This window comes from Sulfuricurvum sp. (assembly GCF_023229695.1).
Lineage (GTDB): Bacteria > Campylobacterota > Campylobacteria > Campylobacterales > Sulfurimonadaceae > Sulfuricurvum.
The window spans coordinates 68958-84696 of record NZ_JALNYS010000016.1; the positions used below are offsets into that span (position 1 = coordinate 68958).

Annotated in this window: 14 protein-coding genes, 1 tRNA gene and 1 rRNA gene; 13 read left to right on the forward strand and 3 right to left on the reverse strand. The window is 43.1% G+C overall.

Translation table 11 applies throughout. From position 1 onward, the window contains the following. Nucleotide 1 precedes the first annotated feature (1 nt). The 5 genes from M0P91_RS11920 to M0P91_RS11940 are packed head-to-tail and all read left to right on the forward strand — an operon-like array spanning nt 2 to nt 5117. Complete coding sequence (locus M0P91_RS11920; protein ID WP_295067668.1) at nt 2-811, forward strand: ATP-binding protein; 810 nt, start codon at nt 2-4, stop codon at nt 809-811. Continuing rightward, nucleotides 804-1586, forward strand: a complete 783-nt coding sequence (locus tag M0P91_RS11925) for a tol-pal system YbgF family protein (RefSeq protein ID WP_295067671.1) — start codon at nt 804-806, stop codon at nt 1584-1586. Before M0P91_RS11920 ends, M0P91_RS11925 begins: the two co-directional genes overlap by 8 nt. Next, nucleotides 1583-2125: a hypothetical protein gene (locus M0P91_RS11930; RefSeq protein WP_295067673.1), complete on the forward strand. Its 543-nt coding sequence runs from the start codon at nt 1583-1585 to the stop codon at nt 2123-2125. Before M0P91_RS11925 ends, M0P91_RS11930 begins: the two co-directional genes overlap by 4 nt. An 11-nt stretch (nt 2126-2136) precedes the next feature. Then, entirely contained in the window at nt 2137-3873 is a 1737-nt protein-coding gene (locus tag M0P91_RS11935; protein ID WP_295067676.1) for a GspE/PulE family protein, read from the forward strand. Next, entirely contained in the window at nt 3870-5117 is a 1248-nt protein-coding gene (locus M0P91_RS11940) for a type II secretion system F family protein (RefSeq protein ID WP_295067679.1), read from the forward strand. The genes M0P91_RS11935 and M0P91_RS11940 overlap by 4 nt, the downstream gene beginning before the upstream one ends. Here M0P91_RS11940 and M0P91_RS11945 read toward each other — a convergent pair. Further along, a complete protein-coding gene (locus tag M0P91_RS11945) occupies nt 5114-7192 on the reverse strand; it encodes an ATP-dependent helicase (protein ID WP_295067681.1) in 2079 nt (692 codons plus the stop codon). The two genes, M0P91_RS11940 and M0P91_RS11945, sit on opposite strands and share 4 nt — an antisense overlap. Before the next feature lie 28 nt (nt 7193-7220). Beyond that, nucleotides 7221-7607 carry a flagellar assembly protein FliW gene (fliW, locus tag M0P91_RS11950; RefSeq protein ID WP_295067682.1) on the reverse strand — a complete coding sequence of 129 codons (387 nt, stop codon included), beginning with the start codon at nt 7605-7607 and terminating at the stop codon, nt 7221-7223. A gap of 203 nt (nt 7608-7810) precedes the next feature. Between fliW and M0P91_RS11955 the strand changes: the two genes are divergently transcribed. After that, a complete protein-coding gene (locus M0P91_RS11955) occupies nt 7811-10429 on the forward strand; it encodes a valine--tRNA ligase (protein ID WP_295067684.1) in 2619 nt (872 codons plus the stop codon). A gap of 4 nt (nt 10430-10433) precedes the next feature. Further along, nucleotides 10434-10835, forward strand: coding sequence for a hypothetical protein (locus M0P91_RS11960; protein ID WP_295067687.1), 402 nt, complete (start codon nt 10434-10436; stop codon nt 10833-10835). Here the strand turns inward: M0P91_RS11960 and M0P91_RS11965 are convergent, their stop codons facing one another. Continuing rightward, nucleotides 10836-11402 carry a YceI family protein gene (locus tag M0P91_RS11965; protein ID WP_295067689.1) on the reverse strand — a complete coding sequence of 189 codons (567 nt, stop codon included), beginning with the start codon at nt 11400-11402 and terminating at the stop codon, nt 10836-10838. A gap of 137 nt (nt 11403-11539) precedes the next feature. Between M0P91_RS11965 and pyrF the strand changes: the two genes are divergently transcribed. The 6 genes from pyrF (at nt 11540) to rrf (ending at nt 15228) form a co-directional block, all read left to right on the forward strand. Beyond that, on the forward strand, nt 11540-12223 hold the full coding sequence (gene pyrF, locus M0P91_RS11970; protein WP_295067691.1) for an orotidine-5'-phosphate decarboxylase: 684 nt from the start codon (nt 11540-11542) through the stop codon (nt 12221-12223). 64 nt (nt 12224-12287) lie between these two features. Beyond that, complete coding sequence (locus M0P91_RS11975) at nt 12288-13010, forward strand: hypothetical protein (protein WP_295067693.1); 723 nt, start codon at nt 12288-12290, stop codon at nt 13008-13010. 53 nt (nt 13011-13063) lie between these two features. Further along, the gene (locus M0P91_RS11980; RefSeq protein ID WP_295067695.1) at nt 13064-13210 is read left to right on the forward strand and encodes a hypothetical protein; all 147 of its coding nucleotides are present in this window, start codon (nt 13064-13066) and stop codon (nt 13208-13210) included. Between the two features lie 67 nt (nt 13211-13277). After that, nucleotides 13278-13367 (forward strand) — tRNA-Ser (locus tag M0P91_RS11985). A 189-nt stretch (nt 13368-13556) separates the two neighbouring features. Beyond that, a complete protein-coding gene (locus tag M0P91_RS11990; RefSeq protein ID WP_295067698.1) occupies nt 13557-14615 on the forward strand; it encodes a hypothetical protein in 1059 nt (352 codons plus the stop codon). A 496-nt stretch (nt 14616-15111) separates the two neighbouring features. Then, nucleotides 15112-15228: ribosomal RNA gene (gene rrf, locus M0P91_RS11995) — 5S ribosomal RNA — on the forward strand. The last annotated feature ends 511 nt before the right edge of the window (nt 15229-15739 follow it).

Below are 15739 nucleotides of genomic sequence, written 5' to 3' on the forward strand. Positions count from 1 at the left end.
GATGGAGAATTCCCTTTTTTCGAAACCGCGCGATCTTTTTTTGGACATTATCAATCCTAAGGATTACGTCCAAATCGACAGCGTCTCCCACATGTACCAATCGTTAAAAGATTCGGTACAAAAGCCCCTTAAGATGATCCTTTTATACGGTCGTCCGGGAACCGGTAAAAGTATGCTGCTGCATAAACTGCATCACGATCTCTCCAAATACCAAAAAGTCTTTATGATTGCTACGCCGATTATCGATGAGGACGATTTTTTACGTGTTTTAGCGCAAAACATCTTTGGCCATGCGCCGCGAGAAGTGATGACCCTTAACCGTTTTCTAGAGCTTTCCAACGCCCTCTCATTTCCTGCCGTTCCGATTGTATTGCTGGATGAGGCACAGCTCTATACCCCTTCGTTGATGGAAAAAATACGTTTGATCTCCGATGCACGTGCTATTAAATTTGTTATTACCCTCCATAAGACCGATAAGGAAGACATCATTGCCAAAGAACATTTTCAAACGCGTATTTGGGAGAGTATCGAATTGCACAATGCCACTTCGGAAGAGCTGAAAATCTACATTCAAAAAAAACTCCTGAAATCAAACTGCTTTGATGTTGCCAATATGTTTAACGAAAAAAACATGAAACTCATCTCTTCTTTGACCAAAGGAAACTACCGAGAAGCCAACAAACTTCTTTATTCCCTTTTTACCCTCTATTGCTGGTACGAGGAGCATCAACCGACCGCTATCAAATACAATGCGATTAAATCCAAATGGATCGAGATGGCGGCAATTCATACAGGACTGATCCGTGATTGATATCCACAATTTAGAGCGTCGCTGGCTCAAATATAAGATTAAGGCCTATCTTCCCTACGCTATCACCGCTTTCTCGCTCATTGTACTCTTTATCGGAACTTTTGTGTTATGGCCGGAACCTACCGAGGGGTCGAAATCTTCCGAAACCTTCCACCCCGCTCAAAAAATCCATACCGACTCTTCCGCTACTCCACCGGGTTCGACACCGCAAAACACAACGACCATTCTCGAACCTTCTATGGACTTTGTCCACTCATTCAGCCCCACTTCAGCGGCGGTTGAGTCAGCTCCTGTCTCTGCAAATGTTGTAATCACAAAACCGGTGACGAAAACCGCTCTCCCGCTTCCGAAAACTCCGGCACCCAAACCACCTGTGCTTATGCCGCCACCAGTTCCCGCGACCCCTTCTTTAGCAGTACAAAAAGTTGTAGCGCCGCAACCTTCGGAAACATTAAGTATCAACCGTAACGAAACCGCTCTCGACATCGGTGAACTAGAAAAACGGTTTAAAGAGAACGCCAATGCCAATCTTGGCCTCTTTATAGCCCGTTATTATTATGACCACGGCAACTATTCGGAAGCGTATAACTACGCATTAAAAACCAATGCCATCAATAGCCGGATTGATGAAAGTTGGCTCATTTTTTCAAAATCACTGGTGAAACTTGGAAAAACGGAACAAGCCAAAAAAACCCTTCAGCTTTATATTTCGCAATCAGGGTCAGACTCTGCCAGAGGTTTGTTGGATACGATTGAACGCGGTAGCCTAAAATGAAATACCTATTCTTCATCCCTCTCCTTACGACTGTTTTATCCGCTTCCATGAGTGAAAAAATTTTTGAACTTTATCAAAAAGAGCTTTATGCTCAAGGATGTTCCCTTGGCCTCAAGGAGTTTCAAAACTATCGAAACGACGAACCTTTTATATCCCTTTATGCATTTTCATGTCTTAAAAATGATCAAATCGATGCGCTGGCACTCCCATCCAGTCTCCTCAATCAATCCGCAGAAGCCCGGGCAAACGCCGCCTATTTTTCACTCTTAATCCTTCAAAAGAAGCTTCTTCTGCAAGCACTTTATGATAATAAACCGATTATCCATTTAAAATTACCCGTCAGTTCCCATCTACTCTCTAAAATTTTCGACCTCTACCTTAAGCATCCACAAAAAGAAGTGTTTATCAAAGAGTATAAAGATCCTTTAACACCACGGCTCACCTATAAACTCTATACAATTCAAAGTAATCATCATAAAACCATCGCTATCGATGAATACTATGATAAAATTTTAACTCACCATCATGTATACGAATAAAGGACACTGATATGGATCGTATTACCCACGATTTACTCGAAAAAGGCCATATCACACACCAGCAAATCGATCGTTTAACGTCACGCGGTGTTCAGGATGATACCGTTCTGGAAACATTGACAAAAGTAGGTGCAGTTTCCATTAATTTTATTAAACGCTTTATTGTCGAACAAATCCGTTTGGGACGATATCAACTTTCCATTATCAAAAACTACCATTTTTTAGATGAACCTTCGATTCTTGCCCATCTGGCTGAAGTGATTGAAGTCCCATTCATTGATCTCGATTCACTGGATATGGACTATCGACTCGTTGAAAAAATTCCGACGGCACAGCTTAAACGCTATGTTGCCTTACCGGTTTCACAAGATGACATGTATGTTGTCATTGCCTTTGCAGATCCTTTGAACATTGAAGCCCAAGAATCGATTCAACGCCTTTTTCCCCGAAAATCGGTCAAAATTGCCGTTGCTACGGAAAAACAGATTCAAGCTTATCTTTTCAAAATTGAACTAAAAGACAGCGTCAAAGAGCTTGTTAATAATATTCGTAATGAGCTTCGTAATATCGGATCCGTAGAAGAGCAGCAAGAGGCCTCCTCCATTTTACAGCTGATCGATGTTATTCTCAAAGCATGTATTAAAGGGCGGGCAAGTGATATTCATATCGAACCGACGGAAAAAAACTGCGTTGTTCGGGGACGAATTGACGGTAAATTAACCGAAATATTTATTTTTGACCGAGACATCTACCCTCCTCTGGCTTCTCGCATTAAATTGTTGGCCAATTTGGACATTGCCGAACGGCGCAAACCTCAAGACGGCCGTTTCTCCGCAATCGTTATGGAAGCCGAATTCGATTTTCGTCTCTCTACCCTTCCCATTATTTACGGCGAATCCATTGTTATGCGTATTCTGGACAAAGCGAAAGCATTGGTCAAACTTGAAGATTCCGGTATGGATTCAGCCAGTTACCAAAAATTGATTAAGGGGCTTCATGCACCGTTTGGTATTATTCTGGTAACCGGACCTACGGGGAGCGGTAAAACAACGACCCTCTACGGTGCCCTTAACGAACTTCGAAATGTTGAGGACAAAGTCATCACCGTAGAAGATCCGGTAGAGTACCGGATGAATCTGATTCAGCAGGTACAGATTAACCCGAAAGTCGGGTTGTCTTTTGCCGATGCGCTACGCTCTATTTTGCGTCAGGACCCCGATAAAATCATGATCGGGGAGATCCGTGACCACGAAACGCTCGAGATTGCGATTAAAGCGGCATTGACGGGGCACTTGGTGATCTCGACCCTTCACACGAACGATGCCATCAGTGCAATCCCCCGTATGGCGGATATGGGGATTGAACCTTATCTGATCAGCGGTGCGCTGGTTGCCGTACAGGCACAACGTTTGGTCCGCAGAATTTGTAAACATTGTAAACGGGAAGCCGATATACCATTGGGAATCTTGCAAGAATACAGTGCGTTTATCCCCGCACACACCGTTTTTTATGAAGGGGCCGGATGCAAAGAGTGCAACGGAAACGGCTATATGGGGCGGGAAATGATTTGTGAAGTCCTTCCCATCACGGAGACTCTCTCCAGTTTAATTGCGCGCGGTGCTTCCAAAGATGAACTCTTAACTCAGGCAAAGGGTGAAGGTTTTGTCGGTATGTTTGAAAATGGGATGGCAAAAGCGGTACACGGTATAACAACGTTAGATGAAATTTTAAGGGTGGCCAAAGGATGAAATATTTTGTAGCGACAATACTTTCCAAAGGGAAAAAAAGCCAACAAGGGTTTTACGCTGAAAACAAAAAAGAGGCCCATTATCTGGCTAAAATCAAATTTTCCGGAATGATCTTAAAAGTCATAGAGGCCCCGGCCCCTCTCGAAGATCAGCTTCGAAGATTTAAAGAGACCCTTTTTGCAAATTTTAAAAAACGAAAATTAAAACAAGATGCCCTAATCGCTGCCATACGGCAGCTCGCCGTTATGACCAATGCCGGAATTTCCATTCACGATTCCCTTAAAGAAATTGCCGATGCGACAACGGATAAAACGCTGCAAACGGTATTAGGGACGATGTCCGAAGATATCAACTCCGGCCACAGCCTTTCGCAGTCGGCCCATAACTTTACGTATGAGTTGGGAAACCTCTCCCTTGCCATGATTGAATTGGGGGAAAAAACCGGAAATATGGCCGAATCTCTCCATAAACTTGCCGATATGTTGGAAGAAATTCGCCGCAATATTATTAAATTCAAAAAAGCAATGGCCTATCCCCGCAACGTTATGATCGCTATGGCCGTTGCGTTTACGATCCTCATCTCGTACGTCGTCCCGCAGTTTAAAACGATTTTTGAGCAACTCGGTGCCGAATTGCCGCTACCGACCCAGATTCTCCTTTTTCTGGAACATCTCTTTAATACCTACGGAATTTATGTCCTTGCCTCTATCGCCGTATTTATCTTTCTCTTTCGATACATGATTGACCACTCCCGTAATTTCCGATACAAATGGCATCTGTTTTTACTACGCGTTTACCTGATCAAAAACATCATTATGTTTGCAACACTCAACCGCTTTACCCTCGTTTTTTCAGAACTCGTCCGCGCAGGTATCCCGATTGCCGAAGCGCTGGAGACCTCCATTGCGATGATCGACAGCCTTCCGTTGCAAGAGCGCCTCCTGACCGTCCGTTCAACGGTTGAAAAAGGGGGAGCCCTTTACAGCGGTTTAGCGGAGACAAAGCTGTTCGAAAATATGATTATTCAGATGATCTCTGCCGGTGAATCAAGCGGTCAGCTCGATGCCATGATGGAAAAAGTTATGGAGTATTATAAAATGCGTTTTGACGCGATTATCGACGGCCTCTCCGAAGCGATCGAACCAATCATGCTCTTTATGATCGCAGGGATGGTTATCATGTTGGCATTAGGGATTTTTTTACCTATGTGGAGTATGGGAGACGCCGTACAAGGGCGCCATTAAATTTCTTCAACTGCCCCTTTGGCCACCAAAGCGGCATAGGTCTCATCTTTGGGGATCAGCCCCGCTTCAAATACGAACTGGGAAGGGACAAAATTGGTTTTCTTGATCTTGTCGTATTTCGCATAACTCAGAAACAACCGATCTTTTGCCCGGGTTACCGAAACATAAAAAAGCCGTCTCTCCTCTTCAATACTCCCGCTGCGGCTCATCAGTTTTCGATTCGGAAAACGCCCATCCATCAAATCGATCACATACACCTCTTGATACTCCAGCCCTTTGGATGCGTGGATACTCAGTAAATGGACCCCTTCTCCCTGCGTCAAGTCCTGCGAACCCAGTACCATAGCATTGAGAAACCGTTCATGCTCTTTGTAAGGACGGGAGAGTTCAAACAAAACCGTACATTTTCGGCGGATACGCTCTTGGGATTCTGTTTTCGCCCTCTCATCCACCGCCCCGTTTTCTGTCATGGCACGACGATGGGAGAGATGTTCGATCACATGTCCGTATAAATTTGAAAGGGCAATTTTCTGAACGGCCGCTTTTGGCTCTTTAATATCGCGTAACTGACGAAACAAGGTAAAAAGATCGTGCAAATAGACAGCGGAATCTTTCGTAAGTTTTGCATGCTGCAAAATCGGATTTCCCATAAAGTTCGGGTCCATCCCCAGCTTGGCAAACCGCCCCGCACTCCCCAACTCCGCGAAATCGTCAAATAATCCCAACTGATGATTAAGGCGCCGTTTTTCAAATGGATTCGAAATAGAGGGATCCGGAGTGTACAACCCGCGTAAAAAAGAGCCGTGCCCCAGCTTTTGCAAAGCAACAAAAAGTTCTTTGGCAATGGCGCTTCCGACCCCTTTGGCATAATCAAAAAGGTGGATAAATGCCATCATATCCGATTCATTGACCAAAAGGGTATAAATATCAAGAAGCGCTTTAACCTCTTTGGAGTCAAAAAATCCTATCCCCCCTCGACGACGGCAGGCAATCCCGAGTTCTCGCAACGATGCTTCAATCCCGTCAGCGGAAGCATTATTTCGAAAAATGACCGCAATCTCTTCACGCGGGGTTGCCGAATCGGCAATCATTTGGGCAATTCCGTGATATTGCTCAAACAACTCATCGTAGATAAGAAGTCTCGGACTATGCGCCGCATGTTCACGTGTCACCTCTAGCGCTTTGGGATAAATCCGCTCATTATACGCAATAACCGTATTGGCTAACGAAAGAATGGGAACCGTCGAACGGTAATTTTTGTTAAGCGTATAGATACGGGCATCAGGATAATGGGTTTCAAAACTTCCGATAATCGATATATCGGCTCCGTTAAATGCATAAATACTTTGGTCATAATCCCCCACACAAAACAAAGAGGGGGGTTTCATTGCATCAATAAGGGTTCCTTGCAAGGCATTGGTGTCTTGATACTCGTCGATCAAAATTTCTTTGTAGCCGAGATCATTTTCCAAAGCCAATTCGCGCATTCGGAGTAAAAGATCGTTAAAATTGACAAAACCGTACTCTTTTTTGAGCATTTCAAACTCATCCACAATGTCAGCATAAATTGCTGCATATACGGCGTGTTCATCCTGTCGGACACTGATCCACTCTTCAAAATGAGTGGACAATTCCGTATTCTGATAAAAGGAGTAAACATCATAAAGGTAATTAGCCCCATACGCGGATGTGGCACAATCGATATGCGAAAAGGTCCGCTTTTCATAAACACTGCGAAAAAGGGTTTTAAGTTCTCGCGGCTGCTTAAGGACCACCTTCCCCTCTTTACGCTTAAGCCAGCGGTAGCTAATGGCATGAAAAGTCCCTGCATCAATTTTTGAAGCAATTTCTCGACCGAAATAGGCGGCAACCCGTTCTACCATCTCTTGCGCCGCCTTATTGGTAAATGTCAGCAGCATTATCTCTTCGGGTTTTATATTTAATGAGAGGAGGTGACCGATACGGCCGACTATCGTGGAAGTTTTACCGGTACCGGCTGATGCAATAATAAGATTACGCCCATACGGTGCGGTTGCAGCAGTATATTGCTGTTCGTTAAGGCGCGAAAGTGGCAAGAGGCTCCTTAAAGCCTCGAATTAGAGGCTATTCTGACTTGAATTTTTTGATTGGCTCAGCTAAACCGCAATCAGGATGAGCCCCCGCATCGAGTACTGCTTGAGCCATTGTCGCGTTGTCTTGATTGAAAATAAGCGGAGCTAGAAAATTGATATACGATTCATCGCGCGGATTTTGAATGACAACGATATTATATACAAGGACGTTTGAATTTTCATTAATGTCAAGCAAGGCACGAATTGCCGCCGGTACATCAAAAGAATATTCACGCAAAGCGTACGGATTGACAACGGTAAAACTCGTATCGGTACCGTCACAACTTTTGAGCGTCATAAATAGATCATCGATCTCGACAAGTTCAACTTTGCTGGTTTTTTCAAACCCTAGAATCGGCGATTTGACTTCGTATTGCATAAATATCCTTTATACCAATTTTATTGTTTACTATGGCATACATTACCATAAATATACCAATGGTTTTAAAAAAAAACTTTTTCTCCCCCAATAATGTTACATTATTCTACAATATTGAACTAATTTTAAGAGCCAAAGTGTTAGAAATGGCCTTCCTCTATTTTTTGGTATAATTCGCGCATATTTTCATGAAGGTTTTTTCTATGTCCGCATCCCACTATGACCCAAAAAATATTGAAGAGAGCTTTTATCCTATCTGGGAAAATCGAGGGCTTTTTGAAGTGGACGGTAACAAAGCGATTGCCAAGGCCAATAAGCATTTTGCGATTATGATGCCTCCTCCGAATGTCACGGGACGACTGCATATCGGCCATGCCCTTACCTTTACCCTCCAAGATATTATTGTCCGCTACAAGCGAATGGACGGGTATGCAACACTCTGGCAGCCAGGGACCGATCATGCCGGTATTGCTACCCAAAACGTCGTGGAAAAACAGCTGTTAGCCGAAGGGACGACGAAAGAGGAGCTTGGACGCGAAGCTTTCTTGGAACGTGTTTGGGCATGGAAAGAGGAGAGCGGCGGAATCATGGTAGGACAATTGCGCAAACTCGGAGTATCTCCCGCATGGAGCCGTGAGCGTTTTACGATGGATGAGGGGTTAAAATCCTCCGTCAAAGAGGCGTTTGTCCACCTCTACAACCAAAATCTGATCGTCCGGGGAAACTACATGGTCAACTGGTGTACCCATGACGGGGCGCTGAGCGATATCGAAGTCGAACACGAAGAGCATCAGGGCCATTTCTACCACATGCGCTACCCTTTCAGCGACGGCAGCGGCCACATCACTGTCGCGACGACCCGTCCGGAAACCTATTTCGGCGATACCGCGATTATGATACACCCTGATGATGATCGCTATCTTCACCTCATCGGAAAAAGCATCACCCTCCCCCTCATCAATCGTGAGATCAAAATCATCGCCGATACCCATGTCGATAAAGAGTTCGGAACCGGTGTCGTCAAAGTTACCCCTGCTCATGACACCAACGACTACGAAGTGGGCAAGCGGCACGATCTGGAATTTATCACCGTATTCGATGAAAAAGGGATATTAAATCATCACGCCGGGGAATTTGAAGGGCTTGAACGCCTTGAAGCCCGTTCCGTCATTGTCAAACGACTCAATGAAGAAGGTTTTATTGAAAAAATTGAAGATCATCTCCACCAAGTCGGTCACTGTTACCGCTGTAAAAATATTGTTGAACCCTATATCTCCAAACAGTGGTTTGTCCGAAAAGAGGTTGCACGCGGTTCGATCGATAAAACCAACGAAGGATTAACCCAATTTTTCCCGCCCCACTGGATTAACAGTTACAACGCATGGATGGGAGAGCTGCGTGACTGGTGTATCTCCCGTCAACTGTGGTGGGGGCACCGTATCCCGGTTTTTTACTGCAACGATTGCGATCATGAATGGGCCTCTATGGAAGAACAACCAAACAGCTGCCCGCATTGTGCAAGCCGCTCGTTCACCCAAGATCCCGATGTCCTTGACACTTGGTTCAGTTCTGCGCTTTGGCCGTTCTCGACTCTGGGTTGGGGCAACGGCGATGTCAGTTCCGACACCCTCTTCCAAAGCGAAGACATGGCGAAGTTTTATCCCAACAGCCTCCTGATTACCGGATTTGACATCCTCTTCTTTTGGGTTGCGCGGATGATGATGATGGGGGAAAGTTTTACGGGAGAGCTGCCGTTTAAGCATATCTATCTCCATGCACTGGTGCGGGATGAACACGGCCAAAAAATGTCCAAATCCAAAGGCAACGTCATCGATCCGCTCGATATGGTCGAAAAATACAGCGCCGATGCACTCCGGTTCACCCTCGCCGTCCTTGCCGCGCAGGGGCGTGATATCCGCCTTAGCACGGAGCGTCTGGATCAAAGCCGCAACTTTACCAACAAACTTTTCAATGCTTCCAAATTCCTCCAAATGAATGTTCCGACGTTTAAAGATTTAGCCGATCAAGAGATCACGACTCCGTTGGGTCGCTATATGCTCAGCCGTTTCCATCGCGCTACGGCTGAAACAAGAGCATTCCTGGATGAATACCGTTTCAACGATGCAGCTACGGTGCTCTACCGCTTTTTATGGAATGAGTTTTGCGACTGGGGTATCGAACTGGGCAAAGCAAGCAAAGAGAGCGTCAATGAGTTGGGAAGCATCTTCAAAGAGTCGATGAAACTTCTGCACCCCTATATGCCCTTCATCACCGAATATCTCTACCATGAGCTTTCAGGAACGACGCTTGAAGAGGGCAACTCCATCATGGTTATGGCGTATCCTGAAAACGTTACCGTGAATGAAGCAATCGAAGCGGAATTTTCCATCATTATGGATGCCATTATCACGATTCGCCGCGCTAAAACGCTCGTAGATATGGGGAATCAGAAAATCGATCTTGCCTATGTCAAATGTAGCGGTAATCAGAGCATGATGGAACCGTTTATCGTTCGTCTCGGCAAAGTCGAAGCGCTCCGTTTTACCGAGTCTAAAATTGATAATGCCGTAAGCGATATCGGAGAGAGGGTCGAAGTGTATATTCCAACCGATGCCATCGATCTGAGCCCCATCATCGATCGTCTCACCAAACAGCGTGAAAAGCTTCAAAAAGAGGCCGACAAATTGAACGGAATGCTCTTCAATGAACGTTTTGTCGCCAACGCACCCGAAGCCGTCATCACCCAAAACCGTGCGGCACTTGCCGATGCGGAAGAGAAAATCTCCAAAATCAACGAACAGCTTAGTGCATTGGTAGGGTGATCCCATGCAAATCCGAGAGCTCTCACCCTCGGAACTGCATGAGGGGTTTCCCCTCCTCAAAACACTCCGATTGGATCTTACCGCTACGCAGTTTGAACGCTTTATTGCATCGCAATTTCCTCGTGACTACCGCCCTATAGGTGCTTATGAACGGGGTGTTTTGCATATCTACGCCGGTGTTACCCTGCGGGAAAATCTGGAACTTGGCCGCTATCTTATCGTTGAAGATTTTGCGGTTCGTGAGCACCATGAACATTTATCCAAAGAGATGATCGATTTTTTAGGAGATTACGCCCGAATGCATACCTGTTCGGCCGTTATCGTATGGGGGAGACAAAAAGGGTTAAGTCTCAAAGATTTAGAAGGGTACCGTCCCAAACGGGACGGTTGGATCAAACAGTTCTAATTACTCTTCAATCCCTTCCACTTCAACAATAAGCTTTACCTCATCACCGACAACAACGCCACCCGCTTCGATCGCTTTGTTCCACGTCAAGCCGAAATCTTTCCGTTTAATGGAACCGGTCAATACGAATCCTGAACGCATATTGCCGTTTGGATCTTCAACGACGCCACCCATCTCGATAGCAAGGGTCACTTTTTTCGTAATCCCGTGAATCGTTAAATCACCCGTCATTTTAGTTTTGGTCGCACTTGTCATCACGAAACTAACATCGCTGAATTTTTCCACATCAAAAAAATCGGCACTGCGTAAATGGTCGTCCCGTTTTTTGATCCCCGTATCGACAGAATCCGCTTTAATCTGGCCGCTCAGCGTTTTAAACTTCCCTTTCTCCAAATCGTAACTTCCCGTAAATGTGCCGAACTTTCCGGTTACGGTACTGACCATCATATGTTTTACTTTAAATCCGACCGTAGAGTGCGATACATCGACTTTATAAACCGCTGCAGAAGCAACACTTGAGCCGATCAATAATCCGGCAACCGCCATTGCTATAAAACTCTTTTTCATTGAAAATCCTTTATTTTGGGAGGGGTAATTTTGCAGATATTGTAAGGTGTTTTGCTCAATGAATCATTAACATAAATATAATGAACAATATATTTAAGCTTCGTTATACTTTTGAACTTCATTTAATAAGGTTTTATATGCAATTATGCGTCGCTCTCGATCTCCCTTCACAAGAAGAGAATTTGGCACTTGTTGAAACCATCAAAAATTATCCGCTATGGTTAAAAGTAGGTTTACGTTCCTATATCCGCGACGGAAAACCTTTTATTGATGCGATTAAGGCAATCAATCCCGAATTTAAAATTTTTCTTGATCTAAAACTCTATGATATCCCCAACACCATGGCCGATGCAGCCGAATCGATTATGGGCTTGGGCGTCGATATGTTCAACGTCCACGCATCCGCAGGACGCAAAGCGATGCGAGAAGTGATGAAGCGGCTAGAACCGTATGAAAAGCGTCCACTCGTCCTCGCGGTAACCGCCCTCACTTCGTTCGAAGAGACGGAGTTCTCCCATGTCTATGGAGAGACCATTGCCGAAAAAGCCGACCGATTTGCCCAGGATGCGCATGAAGCCGGACTCGACGGTGTTGTTTGCAGTGTATATGAAAGTGCCTCCATCAAATCGCTGACATCGGATCGTTTTCTCACCCTTACACCCGGTATTCGCCCTTTTGGAGAAGATGCAGGCGATCAGGAACGTGTTGCTACGATTGAAACGGCACAGAGCGAAAACGTTGACTTCATTGTTGTCGGGCGTCCTATCTACAAAGCCCAAAATCCAGCTGAAGTGGTGGAAAAAATATTAAAAACACTCTAGTTTCCCCGTAATAATACAGTAATCTTTTTCAACTAGACTTCCGAAAAAAGGGGAGATACTATTCATGAAAAAATTTTTACTGCTTATTCCCGTGGGGCTGCTCGCCGCAACCGGAGTATTTTGGGCCAGCCTCACCCATACCCATACAATCAATCAGCGCGCTTTAACCCCCGCAAAAATTCAAAAAGAGATGCCGGAGCTCTTCTCCGACTCCGAGCACTATCTTCGTCAGATTATCCGTCATGGGGATGCTCAATCGCTCTCACCGCTTTATACGTCGCTGGATACGATCAAGGAAAAAATCACCCAACATGAAGAGAAAGGGGTTTCTGTCGCTAAAGTCGAAAAAATGTTCTCTCTTTATCTTCAGGACAGCAGACTCCTTACCCAAAAAATCACTCCTCATCTCGAAACCTTACGTCAACTAGACTATTATGAAGACAAGAATGAAGAGAACTTTATCACGGCACTCGATCAAATCGGTTTGTATGAACTCAAATCGGCTTACGCGAATCTCGATCAAATCCGGCAGGATTATCTCAAAACCCCTTCGCTGGAAATAAAATCAAAATACGAGGCGGAAAATCAACGGATCCAAGGGATTATCCGCGAACTTTACCTCGACAATGCTATCGAGAAACCCCTCTATACGTATCTGAACAACCACTACCAATATCTGCAAACCATTGCATCAGCTTACGATCATGTCGGTTACGAACGGATAAACCGGCTTCGGACAAACGGCTACGCCATTAAAGCCCAACTTCAACTTTTACCCTCTTCCTAAATCCTAATTGGAATACTCCTTGCTTAATTGCTGAAATCATGCAAGGAGTCCCTATGAAATTCATCGAAAAAATCGATATTGTCGTCAAACTCAAAGAAAAAATTGCAGAAGCGCAAACAACCAACAGCGCACTTGCAGCACAACTGCAATACCTTCTCGACACGATTATTGCCGATCCGCGTAATTCCCCTGTCATTTGATAATAAGTACCGCTTTAAGGTACTTGTTATCTATCTATGATTATAATTACGCCCTCTTAACACTAATGGACGAGTAGGAAAGCGGCTGAATCCACCTCCCTGCTAAGGAGACGTACTGGCAACGGTACCGAGAGTTCGAATCTCTCCTCGTCCGCCACCAATAAAATCCCCTATTTTACGACGTTTAAAGCACTTTCTAAAAACGCTTTTACTACAACTTTTTACTACAAATCGATAAAAAAGCACTATTTAATAACTTTTTCAACTCATTTATTCTCACTTTGTTTGTATAGGTGTTGTAAGAATTCAAAGTTTTATAGCTACAATAAACAAAAAAGGTTAAATTATGCCACATGAAGCAATGGGTAGTATATCAACACTTGATGATCTATTTTACTACTTTGAAAAATTAGAGAATGCGGAGGTTGATTCTGCAGGTGTTGAACTTGCAATAGATGATTTTCTAACACACTTTCGGTTTATGTTGGTATATAATGACACACTAGGTAGACTTAATGGTACAATAGATGCTGAACTTGCAACAGCAATTGTAGAAATTCAAGAGTTTATATATGATTTATATAAAAAGATAAAATATCAAGATCAAGATCGCCCTTTATCTGATGAAGAAAAGACAGCTCTAAGAGTATATGTTAAGATTTCTATCGGTTCAACAGAAGAAATAGTAGAAAATTTAAGAGATATAGCGGGAGTAATTTTTAGCGGAATGACTGGAAAACAAAAAGTTATAGCTCTTACAATAATAGCAATGGTATTCACTGGTGGATATATAGGCAAGTCATATATCGATTATTTAGAGAGTACAAAAACAGCTGAAATAGAAGCAGCAGGTGAGCATTTAGAAACAGAGGCAAGAGTAGAACATAGTCGTCTTGAAAATGCTCGTATTGATACAATCATTAATGGATATAATAAAGTAGTACATGAGATAAATTCAAGACCTCAATATGTAGAGTCTATCAGAATGGGGCAAAAAGCCGTTCTAAAGCCGATTAAACAAAATAATAGTTACACGTTTAAACCATCTGACAACTTAGAAGCATCTAAAACATTCAATCAAGATAACTATATTGTAGATGCTGAAAAAGCCAAAAGAATACTCAAACAGAAAAGAAACTCATCTGAGACAGAAATAGTTACTGATACATATTACATCCGATCTATAGAAGCACTCGAAGATAGACACTCTTATCGTGTAAAAATAGTAAGTTCAGGTTCCGATATTTATGGAACAATAGATTTTAGCTCTACAGATGAAGATATAGACTTTGATGCGTTATCTAGGCATCTATCTAGTAGAACTGCTTTAAGATTAACAGTTAGAACAAAAACATTAAATTCAATTACATCTATAGATAAACTTATCGCTACTATAAGCGAATAGTAGCTATGTGGAAAAAAGATTTTGAAGGCGATGAAGAATGTATGGGAATATTTAATATCTTTAGATTATAATTTTTTTACAATAGCTATTATATAAACTATTGAGAATATCCAGTCAAGCTTTCGTGATTTTGTAAAAGAGGACGTGGATGATAACCAAATCGCTCTTTTTTGTGAATGTTTTTATCCGTTTTTCGAATATTTTCATCAAAATCATAGACAATTTGAGTTAAAAAGTAACGTTTTTATTGTTAAGATATAGTTTTTATGTATGATTTTACTTACTTAGTGTATTATTTCCTTGATACAAGCTCCATTTGTTCTGAGGTTTGTAGTCATTATTTTTCCTTTTATGTATAATGTACTAAGAGGTGTAGATAATTGATTTTTTAAACATTTAAACGTGTTGGTAGCCGTTTATAATGTTTTTCCCAAGAACGTAAAAAACTGAAGAAAAGCCTGACCATTTTATGGTTGGGCTTTTTTTTTGCTATCTTTTTTGTGATGAACGAGAGCAAGAAACGCCCGGATACCATTTCGAACCCGGAAGCTAAGTGCCTCATCGCTGATAATACTGCACCTTTCAGGTGTGGAAATGTAGGTAGTTGCAAAGAAGAACTCAGTTTTTTTACGTTCAAGCGGGAGGAACAAGCCAGTGTTTGAAACTATCGGTTATTTAGTTATCGGATTAGTATACATCGCTATTGCTTTACATCACACCGGTGTGATTTAATAGTTGAGTTAAGGGGAGCTACCAACGAACTTTAATTCGAAGACCTACAATTGCCTAATAGCGTTGTAGGTTTTTAATATATATTGAGTCACTTTGACACTAATGTACCTTTTAATGTACCTATTTTTAAATAGCCCCTTTAAAACTACCAAAAATAGGCAATTCGTGAATCTCTCCTCGGCCACCTAAATCACCCATTTACCGTACTTTCAAAGATCTAAAAAAACATCAGTGACACTATAGTGCCATAGTATTGACACCATAAATATCAATCGACTTATTAAACGGTTTTCTTGCATATGACGGAGTATTCGGCCAGTGATCGCGGAGATTATTCGGCCACTTGAAGAGAGATATTTTCTGTGTTTGGATTTTAACATAAAGTGGCCGGA